Here is a 20,038-nt window from a genome sequence, read left to right as displayed (position 1 = left end):
CAGGAGGTCTCGATGGAGAGCACGCACACGGTTGCGCCGGACCAGGAACCGGCAGGACTTCCGGAAGGCCGTCTGCAGGGTCGACACGCCTTCATTGACCTGGTGCGTCAGGCCTTGGCCTGCGCCGCCCGGGAGCGCTGGAACCATCTGGTGCTCAGCGACCCGGATTTCGCCGACTGGCCGCTGGGAGAGCGCTCGGTGATCGAGGCGCTCAATGCCTGGGCAGGGCGGGGTCGTCGCATCCAGTTCCTCGCGCGCGACTTCGGCCGGTTGCGGGAGCTGCATCCGCGGCTGGTGCAATGGCGCACGACCTGGGCCCATATCGTCGAGGCCCACGCCTGCCGTCCGATGTCGGGCGGCGAGATTCCCAGTGCGATCTGGACACCCGACTGGGTGATGGAGCGCCTGGACATCGAGCACTGTGTGCTGGTGGCCGGGCGCACGCCCGACCGTCGCGCCGACCTGCAGGAGAGACTGCAGGCCTGCTGGCAACAGGGCAGCCCTTCTTTCCCTGCGACGACCCTCGGCCTGTAACCCTGCGGGTGACTGTTGGCTTTTTGTAACGCTTTCTGTCAACAAATGAAAAAGTGGACGAGGGTAAATACGGATATGGCTTTCCCGGTTATGATCTTGGGCTAGACCGCAGGGTGTGTTCAATGCCCGCGCGGCGGGGTCGACCAAGCCCGAATTCAGATTCGGGTTTTTTTATGGTTGATTCAAGTTCAGTTTTTTGTCCATCCAATCCTGAGGAACTACCATGAAAAAGACCGTTCTGCTGGCCAGCCTGCTCGCCGCCATCGCCCTGACCGCTTGCGGCAAGAAGGAAGAAGCTCCTGCTGCTCCCGCTGCTGCTGCCCCCGCCGTTGAAGCCGCCAAGGACGCTGGCGCTGCTGCTGGCGCCGCCGCCGGTGCTGCTGCCGACGCCGCCAAGGATGCCGCCACCGCTGCTGGCGCTGCCGCTGGTGCCGCTGGTGCCGCTGCCGCTGGTGCTGCTGCCGACGCTGCCAAGGACGCCGCTGGCGCCGCTGCTGACGCTGCCAAGGCCGGCGCTGCTGCCGCTACCGACGCTGCCAAGGACGCCGCTGCCAAGGCTGCTGACGCTGCCAAGGCCGCTGCCAAGCCCGCTCAGTAATCTCCGGATTCCGGGCTTCGGCCCGGTCTCTTCGAGACACGAAAAAGCCGCCCTCGGGCGGCTTTTTTCATGGGCGTGTTTCTTTCCGTTTACTTCAGGTCGTTGGCCAGCAGCTGCACGATGCGCTGGGCATCGGCGGAACCATCGGGTTGTCCCTGGGCGTTGAGCACGGACACCGTGGTGGTCTGGCCGGTGGTGCGTACCGCGATGCGGTACTGGGCCGGTTTGACCGGGGTTTCGCTGCTGCCAAACAGCTTGCTGAAGAAGCCCTGTTTGGGGGCGTCGGCGGAGGTCGCGGCCACGAAGCGCACGAAGTAGATGCCCTGGCTGCGGTCGCGGTCCTCGACGGTGAAGCCGGTGCGGTCCAGCGACAGGCCGACGCGGCGCCAGCCGCGATCGAAATCGTCCTCCAGCTGGACGGCGGGCAGGTTGTTCACCGTGACCACCTTGGCCGCGACCTGCGAGGGGGCGGTGGCGACCACCGCCTTGGCCTGCGCTTCCGTTGCGCCCAGCTTGAGCATCATGCGGCGCAGGAATTCGGATTCGAGTTCCATGTCGGCCGCGCGCGGCTGCCACACGGTCTGCTCCTTGCGGGCGTCGGTGTAGACCTCGACCATGCCGCGGTGGCTGATGTAGATCTCGGTGCCGCCGGCCGCATTGCGCTCCAGGCGGGTGCGGAATTTGTCTTTCTCGCCGGTCGAGTACAGGCTATCGAGCACCTTGCCCAGTGTCTGTCGGATGACATCCTGCGGCAGCTTGGCGCGGTTCTCGGCCCAGTCGGTTTCCATCACGCCGATGGTTTCCTGGTCGATGGTCAGGTTGAAACCGCTTTCGTTCCAGAAGTCCTTGACGGGGCCCCACACTTTGTCGGCGGGGCGGTCGACCACGAGCCAGCGCAGGTTGCCTGCGCGTTCGATGCGCACGTCACCGATCTTGACGGCCGCGGTGTCGCTGGCGCCGGAGGCCGGTTGCGCCGTCTGGTAACCGCTGGCCGTCACCGTGGAGCCGGGCACCTGGTAACGCGAGTCGCGGCTGAGCTGCGTCAGGTCGGGCGGAACTTCCAGTGCGTTGCTCTGGCGGGCGCTGCGGTAGTCGATCTTGTCTTCCTGCAGGACCGAGCAGCCGGAAGCCAGGAGGGCTGCCAGGGCCACCGCGCCGAAGCGGTAGGACCTGAGACGGCGGTCGGTGCGCGAAGACTGGTTGCGGACAGAAATTTGCATGAGCAGGCTCAGGTCGGTGGATGGGGCCGGGAATCAGTGGATCAGGCCGCTGTCTTTGAGGGCGGCCTCGACCAGGGGTTCGAGGTGGGTGCTCATCGGGGTCAGCGGCAGCCGCATGGTGCCACCACACAGGTCCATGCGCTGCATCGCCCACTTCAGTGGGATCGGGTTGGCTTCAACGAACAGGTTCTTGTGCACCGGCATCAGGCGGCGCTGGATGTCCATGGCCTTGCGGGCGTCGCCGGCGATCGCGGCCACGCACAGTTCGTGCATCAGGCGCGGCGCGACGTTGGCCGTCACGCTCACGTTGCCATGGCCGCCGCAGAGCATCAGGGCCACCGCGGTCGGGTCGTCGCCCGAGTAGATGGCAAAACCTTGCGGGGCTTCGCGGATCAGCCACTGCGCGCGTTCGATGTTGCCGGTGGCTTCCTTGATGCCGACGATGCCGGGCACGGTCGCCAGACGCAGCGCGGTGTCGACCGCCATGTCGGCCACGGTGCGGCCGGGCACGTTGTACAGAATGATGGGCAGGTCGCCGGTGGCTTCGGCGATCGCCTTGAAGTGCTGGTACTGGCCTTCCTGCGACGGCTTGTTGTAGTAGGGCACGACCTGCAGCTGGCAGTCGGCGCCGACCTGGCGGGCGAACTTCGCCAGTTCGATGGCTTCGGCGGTGGAGTTGGCGCCGCAGCCGGCCATGATGGGGACACGCTTGGCTGCCTGCTCCACGGAGACGCGGATGATTTCGCAGTGCTCTTCGACGCTGACGGTGGGCGATTCGCCCGTGGTGCCCACGACGCCGATGCAGTCGGTGCCTTCGGCGATGTGCCAGTCGATCAGCTTGCGCAGGGTGGGGTAGTCGACGCTGCCGTCGGGATGGAAGGGCGTGACGAGGGCAACGATGCTGCCAGTGATGGTCTTCATGGTCTCGGGCTCGAATCAGTGGCGCCCGTGCCAGGCGCCGGAAGGAAAAGAAAAGATCCGGCGGCAGCGCGCGCGAATCACGCATTCTACCCAGCGCACTCTGGTGTCAGACCAGCCGATGGCGTAGGGGCAGGGCAGGGGCGTCAGGACGTTTTCGTACCGCGGCGATGCGTTGCACGAAGCGCTCCGGGTGGTCGCAGAAGCCGTCTTCGTAGGCGACCACGTGCAGCCCGGTGCTGGCCCGCAGCAGCTCACCCGGCCGCAGCAGGAAGTCGGGGCGAGAGGGCTTGCCCACGGATTCGTTACCGGTTGCAAACGTCTCGTAGATCAGCACGCCGCCTTCGGCCACGCTGTCCACAATGACCGGCAGCAGGGCGCGCCAGAGGTAGTTGGTCACCACCACGGCGCCAAAGCGCTCGCCGGCGAAAGGCCAGGGGCCGTTCTCAATGTCGGCCTGCACCGCCCGGCCCAGGCCAGCCACGGTGGCGACGGCTTCGGGCGAACGGTCCACCCCGGTCACCGGATGACCCCGCTCCGCAAACCATCTCATGTGCCGGCCATGTCCGCAGGCCACGTCCAGCACGCTGGCGCCTTCGGGCACCAGGTGTGACCAGCGGCACACCCAGGGCGAAGGCGCCTCGGTGCCGTGCATCAGAAACAGCTCCAGAGCTGGTCGGCCAGGTTCACCAGGAAGTCCGGACGGGTGTAGAGCGACATGGTGGCTGCCAGGGCCAGCAGCACGCCGGCCCAGATCAGCGCACGGGAGGCGGCCGGTCTCACGCGGCGGCTCCCACGCGCTGCGGACCACGCGCGATGGCCGACTCGCGCACCGGCAGGTTGACCAGCCCCGCGAACACGCCCAGCGCGATCGAGATGTACCAGACGATGTCGTAGCTGCCGGTGGTGTCGTAGAGGTAGCCCCCCAGCCAGACGCCGAGGAAGCTGCCGATCTGGTGGCTGAAGAACACGAAGCCGCCCAGCATGGACATGTGGGCCACGCCGAAGATCTGCGCCAGCACCGCGTTGGTGGGCGGCACCGTTGAGAGCCACAGCACGCCCATCACCGCCGAGAACACGTAGACGCTGGTCGGCGTCAGCGGCGCCCACAGGAAAACGACGATGGCAATGGAGCGGGCGAAATAGATGAAGGCCAGGATGTGGCGCTTGGCCAGCCGCTGGCCCAGTGACCCGGCCGCATAGGTGCCGAACACGTTGAACAGGCCGATGATGGCCAGCGCGTAGCTCGCGACCTGGGGCGACAGCCCGTGGTCCTTGAGGTAGCTGGGCATGTGCACCCCGATGAACACGACCTGGAAGCCGCAGACGAAGTAGCCGGCCATCAGCAGCTGGAAACTGCGGTAGCCGAAGGCCTCTCGCAGCGCCTGGCCAATGGTCTGCTCGCGGTGTGGCACGGCGCCACCGGCGAAGCCTGGTTCACGCAGGAACAGGGCCAGCGGCATGATCAGCAACGCCGCCGCGGCCAGGATCAGCAGCGCCTGTTGCCAGCCGAAGCCGCCAATCAGCCAGCCTTCGACCGGCACCATCAGGAACTGGCCGAAGGAGCCGGCCGCCGCGGCCACGCCCATGGCCCAGGAACGGCGCTCGGCCGGAATCTGGCGGCCGATGACGCCGTAGACGATGGCGTAGGTGCAACCGGCCTGCGCCATGCCGATCAGCAGGCCGGCCGTGAGGGTGAACAGCAGTGGGGTGGGCGACAGCGCCATGCCCGCCAGACCCAGCGCATACACCGCCGCCGCGACCAGCAGCACGCGGAAGGCGCCGAAGCGGTCGGCGGCCATGCCGGCGAAGATGCCGAACAGACCCCAGGCCAGGTTCTGGATCGCCAGCGCGAAGGCGAAATTCGCACGGGTCCAGCCCATGTCCTGCGTGATCGGCTGCAGCCAGAGGCCGAAGCCGTGGCGGATGCCCATCGACAGGGTGACAATGGCGGCACCGCAGGTCAGGACCTGGACGGCGGACAGGCGCACGGCTTGGGCCGGCGAAGTGGTGGCTGAAGGCATCCCGGAACTGTATCGAATCCGGCATTCCCTCTGGTGTCGCGGGGCGGTCTCGCGGCCGTGAAATTTTCCCGTCCGATTGATGCGGCGCGGACATCGCCGGCACTGGTCCGGCAAGACATCTGTATTTACATACAGCCTTTTCCGGGGCTGGTCTTACAATTTGCCGATGGCTACCCAATCGAACGACTATTCCGAAAGCTCCATCCGCGTCCTCAAAGGACTGGAGCCGGTCAAGCAGCGGCCGGGCATGTACACCCGCACCGACAACCCGCTGCACATCATCCAGGAAGTGCTGGACAACGCGGCCGACGAAGCGCTGGCCGGGTTCGGCAAGAAGATCAAGGTCACGCTGCACACCGACAGTTCGGTCAGCGTGGAAGACGACGGCCGTGGCATTCCCTTTGGCATGCACCCCGAAGAAAAGGCGCCGGTGGTCGAGCTGGTGTTCACCCGCCTGCACGCGGGCGGCAAGTTCGACAAGGGCAAGGGCGGTGCCTACAGCTTCTCCGGTGGTCTGCACGGCGTGGGCGTGAGCGTGACCAATGCGCTGTCGACCCGGCTGGAAGTCACCTGCTTCCGCGACGGCCAGGTGGCGAAACTGACCTTTGGCGCTGGCGACGTGATCGAGCCGCTGGTGATCGCTCCCAAGGGCGAGGGCGACCGCAAGCAGGGCACGACGGTGCGCGCCTGGCCCGATGCCAAGTACTTCGACTCGGCCGTGCTGCCGCTGGGCGAGCTGACGCACCTGCTGCGCAGCAAGGCGGTGCTGATGCCGGGCGTGCAGGTCACGCTGGTCAACGAAAAGACCAAGGACACGCAGACCTGGCAATACAAGGGTGGCCTGCGCGACTACCTGCAGCAGACCCTGACCACCGACCCGGTGATCCCGCTGTTCGAAGGCGAGGGCTACGCCGACGCCAAGGACGACAGCTTCGCCGACGGCGAAGGCGCGGCCTGGGCCGTGGCCTTCACCGAAGACGGCGCGCCGGTGCGCGAGAGCTACGTCAACCTGATCCCCACCAGCGCCGGCGGCACGCACGACAGCGGCCTGCGCGACGGCCTGTTCCAGGCGGTGAAGGCTTTCATCGAGATGCATGCGCTGTTGCCCAAGGGTGTGAAGCTGCTGCCCGAGGACGTGTTCGCCCGCGCCAGCTATGTGCTGAGTGCCAAGGTGCTGGACCCGCAGTTCCAGGGCCAGGTGAAGGAGCGCCTGAACTCGCGTGATGCGGTGCGGCTGGTCGGCGGCTTCGTTCGCCCCGCGCTCGAACTCTGGCTCAACCAGCACGTGGACTACGGCAAGAAGCTGGCCGAGCTGGCCATCAAGGCCGCGCAGAGCCGGCAGAAGGCGGGGCAGAAGGTCGAGAAGCGCAAGGGCTCGGGCGTGGCCGTGCTGCCCGGCAAGCTGACCGACTGCGAGAGCCGCGACCTGGCGCACAACGAACTCTTCCTGGTCGAGGGCGACTCGGCCGGTGGCAGCGCCAAGATGGGCCGCGACAAGGAAAGCCAGGCCGTGCTGCCGCTGCGCGGCAAGGTGCTCAACACCTGGGAAGTCGAGCGCGACCGCCTGTTCGCCAACACCGAAATCCACGACATCTCGGTCGCCATCGGTGTCGACCCGCACGGCCCGCTGGACACACCCGACCTGTCCGGCCTGCGCTACGGCAAGGTCTGCATCCTGTCGGACGCCGACGTCGACGGCTCGCACATCCAGGTGCTGCTGCTCACGCTGTTCTTCCGCCACTTCCCCAAGCTGATCGAGGCGGGTCACGTGTACGTGGCGCGGCCGCCGCTGTTCCGCGTCGACGTGCCGGCCCGTGGCAAGAAACCGGCGGCCAAGCAGTACGCGCTGGACGATGGCGAACTCAACGCCATCCTCGACAAGGCCGAGAAAGACGGCGTGGCGCGCGAAAAGTGCCAGATCAGCCGCTTCAAGGGCCTGGGCGAGATGAACGCCGAGCAGCTGTGGGACACCACGCTCAACCCCGACACCCGCCGCCTGCTGCAAGTCACGCTGGGCGCGATGGACTTCGCCGCCACCGAGGCGCTGATCACGCGCCTGATGGGAAAAGGCGAAGCGGCCGCGCGCCGCGAACTGATGGAAATCCACGGTGATTCCGTGGAGATCGACGTGTGATGTCGCCCAAGGCTTCGGTTCTTCTGTCTCTGGCATTGCTGGCGTCGTCGCTGGCGGTGCCGGCGCGCGCGGAGATCTGGGCCTTTCGCGACCGCAACGGCGTCACGCACTACTCCGACCGGCCGCTGAACGCGCGCTCCGAGCTGCTGTACCGCGGCTCGGGCATGGGCGGCCCGATCGCCCGGCCCGGCCCTGGCGCCCGCGCCATGGCTTCAACACTGACGGTGACGCAGCTGGAGCTGTCCACGCGCTTTCGCGCGGTGCGGCACCTGATCCGCGAAGCGGCCAGCGAACATGGCCTGGAGTTCGAGTTGCTGCAGGCCGTGATCGCGACCGAGTCGGGTTTCGATCCCGGCGCGGTCAGTCCCAAGGGCGCGGTCGGCCTGATGCAGGTGATGCCCGACACGGCCGAGCGCTTCGGTGTGCGGCCGCTGGGCAAGCAGAGCGTGAGCGAGCGCCTGACCGATCCGCGCACCAACATCCAGGCCGGCGCACGATACCTGGCCTGGCTGATCAGCACCTTCGGGGGCGACGTCCGGCTGGCCGTGGCGGCCTACAACGCGGGCGAAGGCGCCGTGCTCAGGGCCGGCCGCCAGGTGCCCAACTATCCCGAGACCATCGACTACGTGCGCAAGGTCACCAACCTGCACTACAGCCTCAAGCCGCCGCGCGCGGTCAGCCAGGCGCGCTCCGAGACCCTTCCCCAGACATTGCCACCCCGGCCTCCCGGCCGGGTGTGACTGCGCCGGTTCCGGCCGGCCCCTCCCGCACCGCTTGCAGCGATCCGATTCGTTTCCGTTTCCATGACCCAAGACCTGATCACCCTCGAACCGCCGACCGAACCCGGTGACGACAACCTCGCCGCCTACGCGCAGCGCGCCTACCTCGAGTACGCGCTGTCCGTCGTCAAGGGCCGCGCGCTGCCCGACGTCTGCGACGGCCAGAAGCCGGTGCAGCGCCGCATCCTCTTCGCCATGGACCGCATGGGGCTGGGTTTCAGCGGGCCCAACAACAACACGCCGGCCAAGCCGGTCAAGAGCGCCCGCGTGGTGGGCGACGTGCTGGGCAAGTACCACCCGCACGGCGACAGCGCGGCCTACGACGCGCTGGTGCGCATGGCGCAGGACTTCAGCCAGCGCTACCCGCTGATCGACGGTCAGGGCAACTTCGGCTCGCGCGACGGCGACGGCGCCGCCGCGATGCGTTACACCGAAGCGCGGCTGGCGAAGATCACCAGCCTGCTGCTCGACGAGATCGACCAGGGCACGGTGGACTTCATTCCCACCTACGACGGCTCGTTCGAGGAGCCGAAGCAGCTGCCCGCGCGCCTTCCATTCAACCTGCTCAACGGCGCCTCGGGCATCGCCGTGGGTCTGGCGACCGAGATTCCCAGTCACAACCTGCGCGAAGTGGCCGACGCCTGCGTGGCGCTGGTGAAGAATCCGAAGCTGGGCGACGACGAACTGCTCGCGCTGATCCCCGGCCCGGACTATCCGGGCGGCGGCCAGATCATCAGCCCGGCCGGCGACATCGCCGATGCCTACCGCACCGGTCGCGGCAGCCTGAAGGTGCGCGCGCGCTGGAAGATCGAAGACCTGGCGCGCGGCCAGTGGCAGCTGGTGGTCACCGAGCTGCCGCCCGGCGTGAGCAGCCAGAAGGTGCTCGAAGAGATCGAAGAGATCACCAACCCCAAGGTCAAGGCCGGCAAGAAGGCGCTGACGCAGGAGCAGACGCAGCTCAAGGCCAGCATCCTGCTGGTGCTGGACGGCGTGCGCGACGAGTCGAGCAAGGACGCGCCGGTGCGCCTGGTGTTCGAGCCCAAGAGCAGCCGCATCGAGCAGGCCGAGCTGATCACGGCGCTGCTGGCGCACACCAGCCTGGAGACCTCGGCGCCGATCAACCTGACCATGATCGGGCTGGACGGCCGGCCGACGCAGAAGAGCCTGCGCCTGATGATCGAGGAGTGGATCGAGTTCCGCCAGACCACGATCACGCGCCGCACCCGGCACCGCCTGAACAAGGTGCTCGACCGCATCCACATCCTCGAAGGCCGGCAGCTGGTGCTGCTGAACATCGACGAGGTGATCCGCATCATCCGCCACAGCGACGAGCCCAAGCCGGCGCTGATCGAAGCCTTCCGGCTCAGCGACCGCCAGGCCGAAGACATCCTGGAAATCCGTCTGCGCCAGTTGGCCAGGCTCGAAGCCATCAAGATCGAGCAGGAACTGAAAGAACTGCGCGAGGAGCAGGGCAAGCTCGAAGACATCCTGGGCAACCCCAGCAGCCTCAAGCGCCTGATGGTCAAGGAGATCGAGCAGGACGCCAAGACCTTTGGCGACCCGCGCCGCACGCTGATCCAGGCCGAGAAGAAGGCCGTGGCCGAGATCAAGGTGGTCGACGAGCCGGTCACGGTCGTGATCTCCAGCAAGGGCTGGGTGCGCGCACGCACCGGCCATGGCCACGAGGCCGCCAGCTTCGCCTTCAAGGCCGGTGATGGCCTGTACGGCACGTTTGAATGCCGCACGGTCGACACGCTCATCACCTTCGGCAGCAACGGCCGCGTGTACAGCGTGCCGGTGGCCAGCCTGCCCGGCGCGCGGGGCGACGGCCAGCCCATCACGACCCTGATCGAGCTGGAATCCGGCACGCAACCGCTGCACTACTTCGCCGGCCCGGCCAACGCCACGCTGCTGCTCTCGGGCACCGGCGGCTATGGTTTCCTGGCGACGGTGGAGAACCTGGTCTCGCGCCAGAAGGCTGGCAAGGCCTTCATCAGTGTGGGCGAGGGCGAAACGATCTGCGCGCCGTCGCATGTCGCGAACACCTCGGGCGGCCAGCCGCTGGTGCCCGCCACGCACGTGGCCTGCGCCTCGGCCGGCGGCCGCATCCTCACCTTCGACATCGGCGAACTCAAGGCGATGGAGAAGGGCGGTCGTGGCCTGATGCTGATCGATCTGGAAGACAAGGACACGCTGGCCGGCGCCTGTGCCTACACGCGCAGCATCCGCATCGACGGCATCGGCCGCGGTGGCAAGGAGCGCGACGAGACGCTGGAGATCCGCAGCCTGAACAACGCCAAGGCGGCGCGCGGGCGCAAGGGCAAGGCCGCCGACCTGGGCTTCAAGCCCAACCGCGTCGCGCGCGTGGAGTGACCGGCATGGACAGCACCAGTCTCTTTCTTTTGCTGGCCAGCGGCGCGCTGACGTTCTTTGTCGGGCGCTTTGTCGGCAGGCGGTTCCGCGCCCGCCGTGCGGCGCAGCAGGCACAGCGCGAACTGGCCGGACAAAGCCGCCAGGTGCGGCGGGCGCAGTCGCGCAAGAACAAGGGTTGACCCCCGCGCCGCTTCGCGTCACGCTCCCAAGGGCGACTCCTGCCGTCTGGCGAAGCCAGCCCGGTGGAGTCTCCGGAGGAGCGCAAGGCGCGCAGAGAAACGACGATGCGCACAGGGATATGGCAGGCGCTGGCTTGAAATCCGGCCCATCGCTGGCATGTTCTGGGGCCCGGCCTTTGCACAGGCCGCCACAAGGAGTCCGATGAAATCGATGGGCAAACGGGCCGATGGCCTGCGACTGGAGCGCATGAAGGTGTCGGCCCAATGGCTGGGCGAAGGCTTCCGCAATGTGTTCCCCATCGCGCCCGGCCTGCGCGACACCAGCGTGCCGTTCCCCGGCATGCGTGATTTCCTGTGGGGCGGCGAGCGCCGCGTGCCCTCGGCGCCGCTGCCCTCGGTGGACCCGCGCGACGCCTGGCGCGGCAAGCCGCAGAGCGGGCTGCGTGCCACCTGGCTGGGCCATTCCACGGTGCTGATCGAGATCGGTGGCCAACGTGTGCTGACCGACCCGGTCTGGGGGCCGCGTGCGTCGCCGTCCACCCTGATTGGCCCCAAACGGTTCCAGCCGGTGCCGGTGGGCGTGAAACAGCTGCCGCCGGTGGACGTGGCGCTGATCTCGCACGACCACTACGACCACCTCGACTACCCCACCATCCGCGAGCTGAACAGGCTGGCGGTGCCCTTCGTCACTTCGCTTGGTGTCGGCGCGCACCTGCAGGCCTGGGGCGTGCCGGCCGAGCGGATCACCGAACTGGACTGGTGGGAGGAGCACCGCCTGCCCGGCAGCGACGTCACCATCACCGCCGCGCCCTCGCAGCACTTCTCGGGCCGCGGCCTGAAAGACCGCAACGCCACCCTCTGGTCGTCGCTGGTCATCCGCTCGGACAAACACAGCGTGTTCTTCAGCGGCGACACCGGCCTCACCGCCCAATACGCCGAGATCCGCGAGCGCCTCGGGCCTTTCGATCTGGTCATGCTCGAAGTCGGTGCCCACCACCCCGCCTGGGGCGACATCCACCTCGGTCCCGACAACGCGCTCAAGGCGCACCAGCTGCTCGGCGGCGGGGTGCTGCTGCCGGTGCACTGGGGCACCTTCAGCCTGGCCATGCACGCCTGGGACCAGCCGGCCGAGGTGCTGATTGAAAAGGCCGACCGGCACGACACGCCGCTGCTCATGCCCATCCTCGGTCAGGCCGTGGAGCCCGCGCACGTGGAGCGAACCAAGCCCTGGTGGCGCAGCGTGGAAACGCAGGCGGCGCCCGCGCACCCGGCCCAGACCGCGGAGCCGGAGCCCGGCACGGACACCGGCTTGCCCAAGGGCATGACCTGGCCGCTTGACTGAGTGCGGGCATGATGCGTGGCGGGGCGACGGCCACACCGCGCGCCCGACCACCTGCAAGATCGCACCGCCATGAACCTCAGCGAACCCTCCTTCGGTCCCCATCTCAAAGGCTTCCCCGCCAGCGGCGCGCCGCTCGCGCGCGCGCAGATCCCGGCCCAGGACTGGAATGTGCTGCGCGGCGACCTGGCCCTGCCGCTGGCTGTGCTCAAACAGAGCGAGCTGCGGCACAACCTGCACTGGATGCGCGACTTCTGCGCGCAGCGTGGCCTGCATCTGGCGCCGCACGGCAAGACAAGCATGTCGCCCGAGCTGTGGCAACTGCAGCTCGACGCCGGCGCCTGGGGCATCAGCTTCGCCACCGTGTTCCAGGCGGCCATCGGCGCGCGCCACGGCGTGCCGGTGCTGCTGATCGCCAACCAGGTGATCCAGCGCGCCGAACTGGACGCGCTGGCGGCGCTGCATGCCGAGCGCCCGCCGCTGCGCTCGATGTTCCTGGTCGACGCGGTCGGGCAGGTCGATGCCATCGAGGCCTGGGCGGCGGACCGCGGCTTCACCGGCCGTTTCGAGGTGCTGCTGGAGCTGGGCATCACCGGCCAGCGCACCGGTACGCGCACGGCCGATGAGGCTCGACAGACCGCTGCGCGCATTGCCGCCAGCCCGGTGCTGCAGCTCGCCGGCATCGAGTGTTACGAGGGCACGACCGCCTACTGCGACCACGCCAAGGACCGCGCCACGGTGCAGGGCCTGATGGACCGTGTCGAGACGGCCGCGCGCGAGGCCATCGCGCAGGGCTGGTTCGCGCACGACGAGATCATCCTCACCGCCGGCGGCTCGGCGATCTTCGACCTGGTGGCCGAGCGCCTCGCGCCCGACCTGGGTCGCCCGGTGCGCGGCGTGTTGCGCTCGGGCTGTTACCTCACACACGACCACCAGCGCTACACGCGCTACCTGTGCTGCGTGGGCGAGCGCCTGAACCTGAAGGAAACCCTCAAACCTGCGCTGGAAGTGCTGGCCTGCGTGCAGAGCCAGCCCGAGCCGGGCCTGGCGCTGCTGTCGATGGGCAAACGCGACGTGGCCCACGACCTCGACCTGCCGCAGCCCGTGTGGCGCTCGGACGGGCAGGGCGGTGCGCCGCAAGCCGTGCCCGCCCACTGGCGCATCGACGCCCTCAACGACCAGCACGCCTACCTGCGCTTCGATGCCGCGGCGCCCCAGGCCGAGTGGCCGCGGCTGGGCGAGACCGTGGCCAGCGGCACTTCGCACCCCTGCGCCACCTTCGACCGCTGGCGCTGGCTGCCGGTGGTGGATGATCGCTACGCCGTTGTGGACGCTGTCACGACCTGGTTCTGATTCACGGAATCCGTCGTTGGGCGCGTGCTACGCTGTAAGGATCTGTGACCATCCGAAGAGGCGAGCATGACAAGACTGATGAAACTCCTGGGCACCATGGTGATGACCGCTGGCGCGTTGACGGCCTGTGGCGGTGGTAGCGACCCCACGCCATACGGCTCGGTGGCCTGGGATGCGAGCCGTCCGTCCGCCGCGATCACGATCAACTACGTGACGCAGGAACAGGCCAATTCGGCCGCGCTGGAGCGCTGCGGTGGTGGGGCGTGTGCCGTGGTGCTGGAGTTCTCGGGCAAGGGCGCTTGCGGTGCGATTGCCGTCGGTAGTGGTGCATCGCTGGTGGCCGGCGTGGGCAAGGGTGCCAGCCAGGCCGACGCCGAGTCGGCCGCCGTGGCCGATTGCGGCGCGAAGGGTGGCGGTTCCTGCTCGATCCCGAGCTCGCTGCCCGGCAAGTGCATGTAAACCCGCGTAGCCACGCTACACCGCTTCGCGGGTCGCTGCCCCTCCGGGGGCTGATCCGCCTCGGGTCGTCCCCGCGGTGGATCGGCGGGCTCAGGCCGCGCTTTCCGCGAACGCCTTGTAGTTGTTGAGGATCGCCTGCCAGCCACCGATCTGGTACTCCGCCGGGAAGGTCGAATCCGGGGTGAAGCGCACCGTCAACTCCGTGACGCTGCCAGACTCTTTGAACGTCGCGAGCACCTGGCGTTCGTCGCCGAGCGCGTAGGCCAGCCGTTCCATCGGCACCACCTCGGTGTAGGTGCCTTCGAAATCAAAGCCCATTGATCCGTCGCGGGCCTCCATGCGCGACTTCAGCGTGCCACCCACGCGCAGGTCGTTCTCGGCCCGCGGGCAGTGCCACTCGGGCGCCGCGAAGTTCCATTGCACGATCGCCTTCGGGTCGGTGTAGGCGTTCCAGGCGCGGGCCAGGCCGCAGTGCAACGTGGCCTGGACGGTGAGCATGTCGGGGGTGGTCAAGGGTTGTCTCCTTCAGGGGTTGAGCAGGTTTTTCTCGAAGAATTCGGCGATCTTCTTGTGGATCAGTGGCACGGTCGCCGCCCGGTCGAACCCGGGCGGATCGGCCAGCAGGCGTTCGCCGATGCTGCCCGGCTCCAGCGGTGGCATGGGCGAGAGCATCGCACCATGGCCCGCGTCGGGCAGGGTCATCAGGTCGGTGCAGCGCGGCAGGCAGGCGGCCTTGACGGCCTCGATGTGGAAGCGCGGCACCTGGTTCACGTCCCTGGCGGCGGTGATCAGGCCCAGCGGCACGCGCGGTGTCGCCAGCGAGGCCGGGTCGAAGTCGGCCGCGAACGGCACCATCGCCACCACCGCCTTCACGCGCGGGTCGTCGTGCGACTGCGGTGTTTCGTCGCCGAAGCGCGAGCTGATGGTGCGCCGCGCCAGCCAGAGCCTGGCGCCGTCGAGGATGCCGCCCGTGAGCCGCGTCGTGAAACCCACGCAGGACGCAAAGTCGGCCTCGATGTTCGCCAGGCAGTGGTCGCGAAACCGCGCCGGTGACCAGACACCGCCGGCCATCGAGAGAGCCGTGTGTCCGCCCGCCGAGCCGCCGAACACGCCCACCTTGTTCGGGTCCAGCTTGTCGAGGAACTTGGGCATCGCCAGCGTCACATCGATCGCTCGGCTGACCTCGGCCGGTCGCTTCTTCCAGCTCTCCGGCCCCGGCGTCTTGTTGTCGGCGGCGTTGTCGCCCATGTGCGTCGGCACCACCACCACGAACCCGTGCAGCACCAGCTCGCGCGCCAGATCGGTGTGCACCCAGGGCGAGCCGCCCGAGCCATGCGAGATCACGATCAGCCGCCCGTTGCCCGGTGCCAGCGGCGCGTCGGCCGCCCAGCTCAGTGAAAACGGCCCGCGCCGCTGCGGCGACTCCGCTTCCAGCGTCGGGTAGAAGAAGCTGGTCATGCCGTGGCTGGGGTGCTGCACGCTCACGTAGCCGAGGTTCAGCGGCTGGGCGTGTGCGACACCCGCCAGCAGTTGCAGGCCGGTGAACAGGAGGGCAAGAAGGACGCGCTTCATGGGTGCATTGTCGCGCGGCACAGCTCCGGTCTGGGTGGGCTCCCCTAATTTGCTGCGCTGCAGCAAAAAACACTTGCCATCCCCGGGATTACCCGTAGAATCACGTCCATGCTGCACTGCAACATAACCCGGAAGTTCCGGGCTGTGTCCAAGGGGCGGCTCCTCAACCCTCCATTTAAGGAAACCGACATGAGCAACCCCGCCGAACAAATCATCGCCGCCAACAAAGCCAACCTGGAAGCCTTCGAAGGCGCCTCCAAGAAGGCCTACGCCGGTGTCGAAAAGCTGGTCGAACTGAACATGGCTGCCTCCAAGGCCGCCCTGGGCGAGTCTTTCGGCTATGCCCAGGCCGTGCTGTCCGCCAAGACGCCCCAGGAATTCATGACCGTGCAGACCGGCTTCTTCCAGCCCCTGGCTGAAAAGTCCGCCGCCTACTTCCAGCACGTGCAGAGCATCGCCACCGAAGGCAGCGCCGAGTTCACCAAGCAACTCGAAGCCAGCCTGGCCGAAGCCCAGAAGACCATCGGCGCTTCCGTCGACCAGCTGGTCAAGAACGCCCCGGCCGGTTCCGAAGCTGCCGTCGCCGCCTTCCAGAACGCCCTGAGCAACGGCCAGAAGGCGGTCGAGTCGACCCAGGCCGCCATCAAGAAGGCCACCGCCCAAGCCCAGGCCAACTTCGCCGCTGCGTCCAAGCAAGCGACCGATCTGGCCAAGAAGGCTGCCAAGGTCTAAGGCGGTCCGCAGAGGTTGCCGGCCACCAGGCCGGACACGTCGCAGCAAAGAGGCTCCCGCGGGAGCCTCTTTCTTTTGGCGTCGGCGCCTGAGACCAGGCACTCTCCCGTTCAGTAGACGCCCACCGCGTTGAGGTACCAACCCTTGAAGCGGAAGTCCGTGCGGCGCAGGTCGTCGCTGAAATCGGTGAAGTTGTAGCCGACGCCCATGCGGAAATTGGGCGTGATCTGCTTGTCCACGCCCGCCAGCCAGCCGGAACGGGTGTTCTTGTCTTCGACCGTGCGCAACTGGCGCCGCTCCAGGAGGAGGTCCCACGACTCGATCACGTGCATGCGCACTTGTGCTGCCACGAAATGCCGCGTGTTCTTGTACCAGGCGCCGGTGTTGCGGCCTTCGCGCAGTTCGCCCGTGCGGTAGGCGTACTTGCCGCCGACTTCCCACACAGGATTGATGCGGTAGAGGGCCTCGGTGGCGACGATGTGGGCGCGCTGGTCGACCGCGTTGGCGGCCACGCCCGAGGTGGGTGTCACCTGGGTCACGGTGCCGAGGTCGACCAGGTAGGTGTAGCGCGACAGCCAGGACCAGCGCCCGGTACCCGCCGGGCGGTAGGCCAGGCCCATGTTCCATTCGGTGAAGCGCGCGTCGTTGTCGCGGTCCAGCAGGTCCTTTGTCAGTGAAGTCCGCAGGCGCCATGCTGCGCGCCAGTCTTCATTGAACTTGTGGGTCAGGCCCAGGCTGAGCAGGTACTGGTCATAGGACTGTGCACCGCGGTCCCTTCGGTATTCGAACTTGGGCGTGAAGCTCGTGGTGTTGTCGTTGTAGCTGGCCAGTGCGCTGCCAGATCGCCGGGTGGTGGTGCCGGTGATGGCGCTGTCCTCGATCCGGCTCTGCGCGTAACGCAGGCCGACCTGCCAGTGCTTGGCGATGCTGTAGTCCATGCCCAGGCTCTGGCCGTGACTGTCCTGGGTGCCCAGACGGTTCAACTGGGCTTCCTGGAACAGACTCAGGCCACCACCGGCGTTCCAGCGCTGACCCATCGACAAGGTGCGGCCAGCGCCATCGCCGAAGGTGTCGTCGCCGAAGATGTCTCCCGGGTGCGAGGCGTAGGCATACCGGGAATACAGGTTGTAGTCCGGCGTGACGTAGTAATTGCCTTCCAGCTTGCCGGCCACACCACGGTTGCCGGTGGAGACCTCCGCTGTGGCGGATGAGCGCTGGCCGAAGCGGTGGGTGGCACCGACGCCGAGCCGGTCGTTGCGGAAGTCCTCGTCGCTTTGCACGGTGGTCTGCCCGAACACATAGCCTTCGGTCCGCCCTGTGAACTTGCGCTTGTACCTCAGACCAACGTAGGTGGCGGTTCCGATGCCTTGACCCTGGGCCTGGAGGCTGGCCTCCCGGGGTTCGAAATCGCCCCCCGGCTCGCTGCTGCGGATGCGCCGCGCTTCCAGTCCCAGGCTCTGGACATCGTCCAGCCGCCAGTTGGCCACCAGCTGCACCTGGTCGAGGCGGACCTGTGTGTCGGTGTCGCGCCGGCTGACCCGGGCGGCCAGGTCGAGGTTGTCGTTGACCTGGGCCGAGGTTTCCACACCTGTGTCGCGGGTGTGAAGACCACCGGTTTCGGCGCGCGCGGTCGAATAGCCGGCTTCGCGGTCCTTGTACCAGGCGCCGATGCCCACGTTGCCCGGTGTCCATCCCAGCTCGTAGAGGTTGGCCCGGGCCTCGACCCCGACGGCCTGACCCGAGCGCGGGACGCCGTCGGCCACGACGGCGCGGGCGGTATACGTCAGCCCGCCGTTGTCGGAGTACTGCACATCGGTCTGCGTCGACTCGCTCTGCGCGACTTCGGCCTTGAGGTAGGTACCTCGGCCGGCGCGCAGCGTGACGTCCAGTCCTTTCAGGCGGTAGTCGTCTCCGGCACGGTCCTCCGAGACGTAGGTGCCGCCGATGGCCACATGGTCGCCGGCCCAGACCTGCCCGTGACCACCGACCACCAGATTCTTCAAGTCGTCCGGGACGTATTCGTAGTCCACCAGCAGGTGGTTCTCATATTCGCCCGCCGTGTTCAGTCGCGTGATGCCGAAACCCGCGTCCAGGTCGCTGCGGTCCAGCGGGCGCGTGAGGATGATGCGTCCCTGCAGGTAGTCGATCTCGTAGTCGGTGCCATAGGCCAGCTTGCCACGTTGAACGACCTGGCCGGTCACGGTGTCGCGCACTTCCACATGCAGTTGCTCCGATCCCCGCAGCACATCGGTGTGCCTGAGGTAGTAGAGGCTGCCACCGGTGCCCAGCAGGTCGCTGTAACCCTTGGCCGTCTGCGCCTCGGAGGCAAACACCGTGGCGGAGGCCTGGGGGTCGTCGTAGCGGGTCGTACCGTTGTTGCGCCACTTCAGCGCGCCGCCGTAGAGCGTGCGGTTGTACTGGTTGAATTCGTTGCCCTCGATCTGGGTGTTGAAGTTGCCCCAGATGGCCTGGTTCTTGTCCCAGTCCAGACGGACGTAGAGCTTGCCCGCGCTGTCCACGTCACGGTAGTTGGTGGCGTCGTCGCCGTAGACGGGGTAGTACTGGTCGGGATCCAGGCGCCGGAAGATGTCCTCCGGTGTGGCCTTGAAGAAGTCCCGGAACAGGTGCCTGAGCTCCTGGTCACCGGTGTCGGCCTGGGCGGTGAACAGGTACTTGCCCTGAATCTTGCCTTTGAGATAGAAGGCCAGCCGGCCCTCCTTGAGCAATTCCTGGTCGAACCCGTCGGCGGAGGTGGCGGGCTCGATGTTGCCCGTCAGCTTCGACTTGGACAGGTAGAAGTCCGCCATGCCGACCATGAAGAAATACTGCCCGCTGACCGTCACCCCGAGTTGACGGTCGGGACCGGCGGGTTCCTTCAGGCCACCGACTTCGATTTTCAGGTCGTGCGTGCCGACCGGCAGCAGGAATTCCGACACGAACCGCCGGTTGACGTCGATGGCGACGTTCTTGCCGCGGATGCGCACCTGCGCATCGTCCGGAATGTCCTGTCCGAACACCCGCACGATCGAACCGGATAGCGGGATGTTCTGCTTCGCCAGCCCGTTGACCAGTTGCGCTTCGCGCGCGATGCGCTGGTCCAGCGTGAATCCGTCGGCCAGCTGGTTGCTTTCCGACAGCAACTGCTCCTTGGCCAGGCGCCATTCTTCTTCCGAGTACAGCCGGATGGATCGCGTCTGGGTTTCGTCGGCCTGTCCCCCCTTGCCCGTGGCACGCACCACATAGATGAGCGTGTCACCGGGATGCAGGCCGTGGCCGCGCGGCAACTGGCCGTCCCAGCGGATTTCGCTTTCGCCTTGCACCGGCAGCGGCAGCCTCACCAGCGGCTTGACCAGATCGGTGTCGCGACCGCTGAAGATCTGCAGCTCCATCCGGTCGATGAAGTCGGCGTAGTTGGTGCTGATGTTGAAGGTCTGGGCCTCGCTGAGCCGGTCGTCACGGAGTCCCGCGATCGACTGCGAGGAAACGTTCATCTGCGGCGTCAGATTGGCCGGGTCTTCGGTGGCCCAGAGGCGCCCGCCGCCGGGCAACTTCAGGACCTGGCCGGGGCGCACCTGAGTCTTGTCGCCGGGCGGGTTGGCTGCGGCTTGCACCTGGGCCAAAGGGGGAGCGCCCGCGGCCTGCGCCATCACCGCCAGCGGTGCCACCGCCAGGGCGGCCCCCAGTGGCCAGAGCATGGCGTCCCGCCACCGCTCGGCTGCGGACGTGCGGACGGACAGGGGGGCTGCGCGTTCAAAGGGGTGTGAAGGCTGGTTCATCTGGCGGTCGTCCGGACGGGTTGCTGTGCGGGGGCTGAGAGGAAAGTG

General features: G+C 67.4%; 18 protein-coding genes. 10 read left to right on the top strand and 8 right to left on the bottom strand.

Annotated features, from left to right (window positions below):
- Nucleotides 1-12: 12 nt before the first annotated feature.
- Nucleotides 13-534 carry a hypothetical protein gene (locus tag ACS5NL_RS11045; protein ID WP_439353840.1) on the top strand — a complete coding sequence of 174 codons (522 nt, stop codon included), beginning with the start codon at nucleotides 13-15 and terminating at the stop codon, nucleotides 532-534.
- Between the two features lie 223 nt (nucleotides 535-757).
- Entirely contained in the window at nucleotides 758-1,132 is a 375-nt protein-coding gene (locus tag ACS5NL_RS11040) for a hypothetical protein (RefSeq protein WP_439353839.1), read from the top strand.
- Nucleotides 1,133-1,221: 89 nt separating this feature from the next.
- Here ACS5NL_RS11040 and bamC read toward each other — a convergent pair whose 3' ends face one another.
- The 5 genes from bamC to ACS5NL_RS11015 all read right to left on the bottom strand — a co-directional run bounded on the left by bamC (nucleotide 1,222) and on the right by ACS5NL_RS11015 (nucleotide 5,294).
- Nucleotides 1,222-2,352 carry an NlpB/DapX family lipoprotein gene (bamC, locus tag ACS5NL_RS11035; RefSeq protein WP_439353838.1) on the bottom strand — a complete coding sequence of 377 codons (1,131 nt, stop codon included), beginning with the start codon at nucleotides 2,350-2,352 and terminating at the stop codon, nucleotides 1,222-1,224.
- Between the two features lie 33 nt (nucleotides 2,353-2,385).
- Complete coding sequence (gene dapA, locus ACS5NL_RS11030; protein ID WP_439353837.1) at nucleotides 2,386-3,273, bottom strand: 4-hydroxy-tetrahydrodipicolinate synthase; 888 nt, start codon at nucleotides 3,271-3,273, stop codon at nucleotides 2,386-2,388.
- A 106-nt stretch (nucleotides 3,274-3,379) separates the two neighbouring features.
- Nucleotides 3,380-3,925 (bottom strand): class I SAM-dependent methyltransferase, encoded by a 546-nt coding sequence (locus tag ACS5NL_RS11025; protein WP_439353836.1) that lies wholly within the window; start codon nucleotides 3,923-3,925, stop codon nucleotides 3,380-3,382.
- On the bottom strand, nucleotides 3,925-4,053 hold the full coding sequence (locus ACS5NL_RS11020) for a hypothetical protein (RefSeq protein ID WP_439353835.1): 129 nt from the start codon (nucleotides 4,051-4,053) through the stop codon (nucleotides 3,925-3,927). Before ACS5NL_RS11020 ends, ACS5NL_RS11025 begins: the two co-directional genes overlap by 1 nt.
- Nucleotides 4,050-5,294, bottom strand: coding sequence for an MFS transporter (locus ACS5NL_RS11015; RefSeq protein WP_439353834.1), 1,245 nt, complete (start codon nucleotides 5,292-5,294; stop codon nucleotides 4,050-4,052). The genes ACS5NL_RS11020 and ACS5NL_RS11015 overlap by 4 nt, the downstream gene beginning before the upstream one ends.
- Before the next feature lie 166 nt (nucleotides 5,295-5,460).
- Here ACS5NL_RS11015 and ACS5NL_RS11010 point away from each other — a divergent pair, with 166 nt between their 5' ends.
- The 7 genes from ACS5NL_RS11010 (at nucleotide 5,461) to ACS5NL_RS10980 (ending at nucleotide 13,910) form a co-directional block, all read left to right on the top strand.
- The gene (locus tag ACS5NL_RS11010; protein WP_439353833.1) at nucleotides 5,461-7,428 is read left to right on the top strand and encodes a DNA topoisomerase IV subunit B; all 1,968 of its coding nucleotides are present in this window, start codon (nucleotides 5,461-5,463) and stop codon (nucleotides 7,426-7,428) included.
- Complete coding sequence (locus ACS5NL_RS11005) at nucleotides 7,428-8,168, top strand: lytic transglycosylase domain-containing protein (RefSeq protein WP_439353832.1); 741 nt, start codon at nucleotides 7,428-7,430, stop codon at nucleotides 8,166-8,168. Before ACS5NL_RS11010 ends, ACS5NL_RS11005 begins: the two co-directional genes overlap by 1 nt.
- A gap of 63 nt (nucleotides 8,169-8,231) precedes the next feature.
- Nucleotides 8,232-10,580 carry a DNA topoisomerase IV subunit A gene (gene parC / locus ACS5NL_RS11000; RefSeq protein ID WP_439353831.1) on the top strand — a complete coding sequence of 783 codons (2,349 nt, stop codon included), beginning with the start codon at nucleotides 8,232-8,234 and terminating at the stop codon, nucleotides 10,578-10,580.
- Nucleotides 10,581-10,585: 5 nt separating this feature from the next.
- Nucleotides 10,586-10,759, top strand: coding sequence for a hypothetical protein (locus ACS5NL_RS10995; RefSeq protein ID WP_439353830.1), 174 nt, complete (start codon nucleotides 10,586-10,588; stop codon nucleotides 10,757-10,759).
- A gap of 202 nt (nucleotides 10,760-10,961) precedes the next feature.
- On the top strand, nucleotides 10,962-12,101 hold the full coding sequence (locus ACS5NL_RS10990; RefSeq protein ID WP_439353829.1) for an MBL fold metallo-hydrolase: 1,140 nt from the start codon (nucleotides 10,962-10,964) through the stop codon (nucleotides 12,099-12,101).
- 69 nt (nucleotides 12,102-12,170) lie between these two features.
- The gene (locus tag ACS5NL_RS10985) at nucleotides 12,171-13,451 is read left to right on the top strand and encodes an alanine racemase (RefSeq protein WP_439353828.1); all 1,281 of its coding nucleotides are present in this window, start codon (nucleotides 12,171-12,173) and stop codon (nucleotides 13,449-13,451) included.
- A gap of 78 nt (nucleotides 13,452-13,529) precedes the next feature.
- Complete coding sequence (locus ACS5NL_RS10980) at nucleotides 13,530-13,910, top strand: DUF4189 domain-containing protein (protein WP_439353827.1); 381 nt, start codon at nucleotides 13,530-13,532, stop codon at nucleotides 13,908-13,910.
- Nucleotides 13,911-14,000: 90 nt separating this feature from the next.
- Here ACS5NL_RS10980 and ACS5NL_RS10975 read toward each other — a convergent pair whose 3' ends face one another.
- The gene (locus tag ACS5NL_RS10975) at nucleotides 14,001-14,423 is read right to left on the bottom strand and encodes an SRPBCC domain-containing protein (RefSeq protein ID WP_439353826.1); all 423 of its coding nucleotides are present in this window, start codon (nucleotides 14,421-14,423) and stop codon (nucleotides 14,001-14,003) included.
- 12 nt (nucleotides 14,424-14,435) lie between these two features.
- Nucleotides 14,436-15,482 carry an alpha/beta hydrolase family protein gene (locus ACS5NL_RS10970; RefSeq protein ID WP_439353825.1) on the bottom strand — a complete coding sequence of 349 codons (1,047 nt, stop codon included), beginning with the start codon at nucleotides 15,480-15,482 and terminating at the stop codon, nucleotides 14,436-14,438.
- A 189-nt stretch (nucleotides 15,483-15,671) separates the two neighbouring features.
- Between ACS5NL_RS10970 and ACS5NL_RS10965 the strand changes: the two genes are divergently transcribed.
- Nucleotides 15,672-16,214, top strand: coding sequence for a phasin family protein (locus tag ACS5NL_RS10965; protein ID WP_439353824.1), 543 nt, complete (start codon nucleotides 15,672-15,674; stop codon nucleotides 16,212-16,214).
- Between the two features lie 110 nt (nucleotides 16,215-16,324).
- On the opposite strand, the gene ACS5NL_RS10960 is transcribed toward ACS5NL_RS10965, so the two are convergent.
- A complete protein-coding gene (locus ACS5NL_RS10960) occupies nucleotides 16,325-19,909 on the bottom strand; it encodes a TonB-dependent receptor (protein WP_439353823.1) in 3,585 nt (1,194 codons plus the stop codon).
- Nucleotides 19,910-20,038 lie beyond the last annotated feature (129 nt).

The sequence above is a fragment of the Hydrogenophaga sedimenti genome, from assembly GCF_051857515.1.
Lineage (GTDB): Bacteria > Pseudomonadota > Gammaproteobacteria > Burkholderiales > Burkholderiaceae_C > Hydrogenophaga.
The sequence above is the reverse complement of the archived record's forward strand: the minus strand, read 5'-3'. Positions and strand labels throughout refer to the sequence as shown.

Coding starts and splice junctions, on each gene's coding strand:
- ACS5NL_RS11045 (WP_439353840.1), top strand. CDS start 13: ATGGAGAGCACGCACACGGTTGCGCCGGACCAGGAACCGGCAGGACTT.
- ACS5NL_RS11040 (WP_439353839.1), top strand. CDS start 758: ATGAAAAAGACCGTTCTGCTGGCCAGCCTGCTCGCCGCCATCGCCCTG.
- bamC (WP_439353838.1), bottom strand. CDS start 2,352: ATGCAAATTTCTGTCCGCAACCAGTCTTCGCGCACCGACCGCCGTCTC.
- dapA (WP_439353837.1), bottom strand. CDS start 3,273: ATGAAGACCATCACTGGCAGCATCGTTGCCCTCGTCACGCCCTTCCAT.
- ACS5NL_RS11025 (WP_439353836.1), bottom strand. CDS start 3,925: ATGCACGGCACCGAGGCGCCTTCGCCCTGGGTGTGCCGCTGGTCACAC.
- ACS5NL_RS11015 (WP_439353834.1), bottom strand. CDS start 5,294: ATGCCTTCAGCCACCACTTCGCCGGCCCAAGCCGTGCGCCTGTCCGCC.
- ACS5NL_RS11010 (WP_439353833.1), top strand. CDS start 5,461: ATGGCTACCCAATCGAACGACTATTCCGAAAGCTCCATCCGCGTCCTC.
- ACS5NL_RS11005 (WP_439353832.1), top strand. CDS start 7,428: ATGTCGCCCAAGGCTTCGGTTCTTCTGTCTCTGGCATTGCTGGCGTCG.
- parC (WP_439353831.1), top strand. CDS start 8,232: ATGACCCAAGACCTGATCACCCTCGAACCGCCGACCGAACCCGGTGAC.
- ACS5NL_RS10995 (WP_439353830.1), top strand. CDS start 10,586: ATGGACAGCACCAGTCTCTTTCTTTTGCTGGCCAGCGGCGCGCTGACG.
- ACS5NL_RS10990 (WP_439353829.1), top strand. CDS start 10,962: ATGAAATCGATGGGCAAACGGGCCGATGGCCTGCGACTGGAGCGCATG.
- ACS5NL_RS10985 (WP_439353828.1), top strand. CDS start 12,171: ATGAACCTCAGCGAACCCTCCTTCGGTCCCCATCTCAAAGGCTTCCCC.
- ACS5NL_RS10980 (WP_439353827.1), top strand. CDS start 13,530: ATGAAACTCCTGGGCACCATGGTGATGACCGCTGGCGCGTTGACGGCC.
- ACS5NL_RS10970 (WP_439353825.1), bottom strand. CDS start 15,482: ATGAAGCGCGTCCTTCTTGCCCTCCTGTTCACCGGCCTGCAACTGCTG.
- ACS5NL_RS10965 (WP_439353824.1), top strand. CDS start 15,672: ATGAGCAACCCCGCCGAACAAATCATCGCCGCCAACAAAGCCAACCTG.
- ACS5NL_RS10960 (WP_439353823.1), bottom strand. CDS start 19,909: ATGCTCTGGCCACTGGGGGCCGCCCTGGCGGTGGCACCGCTGGCGGTG.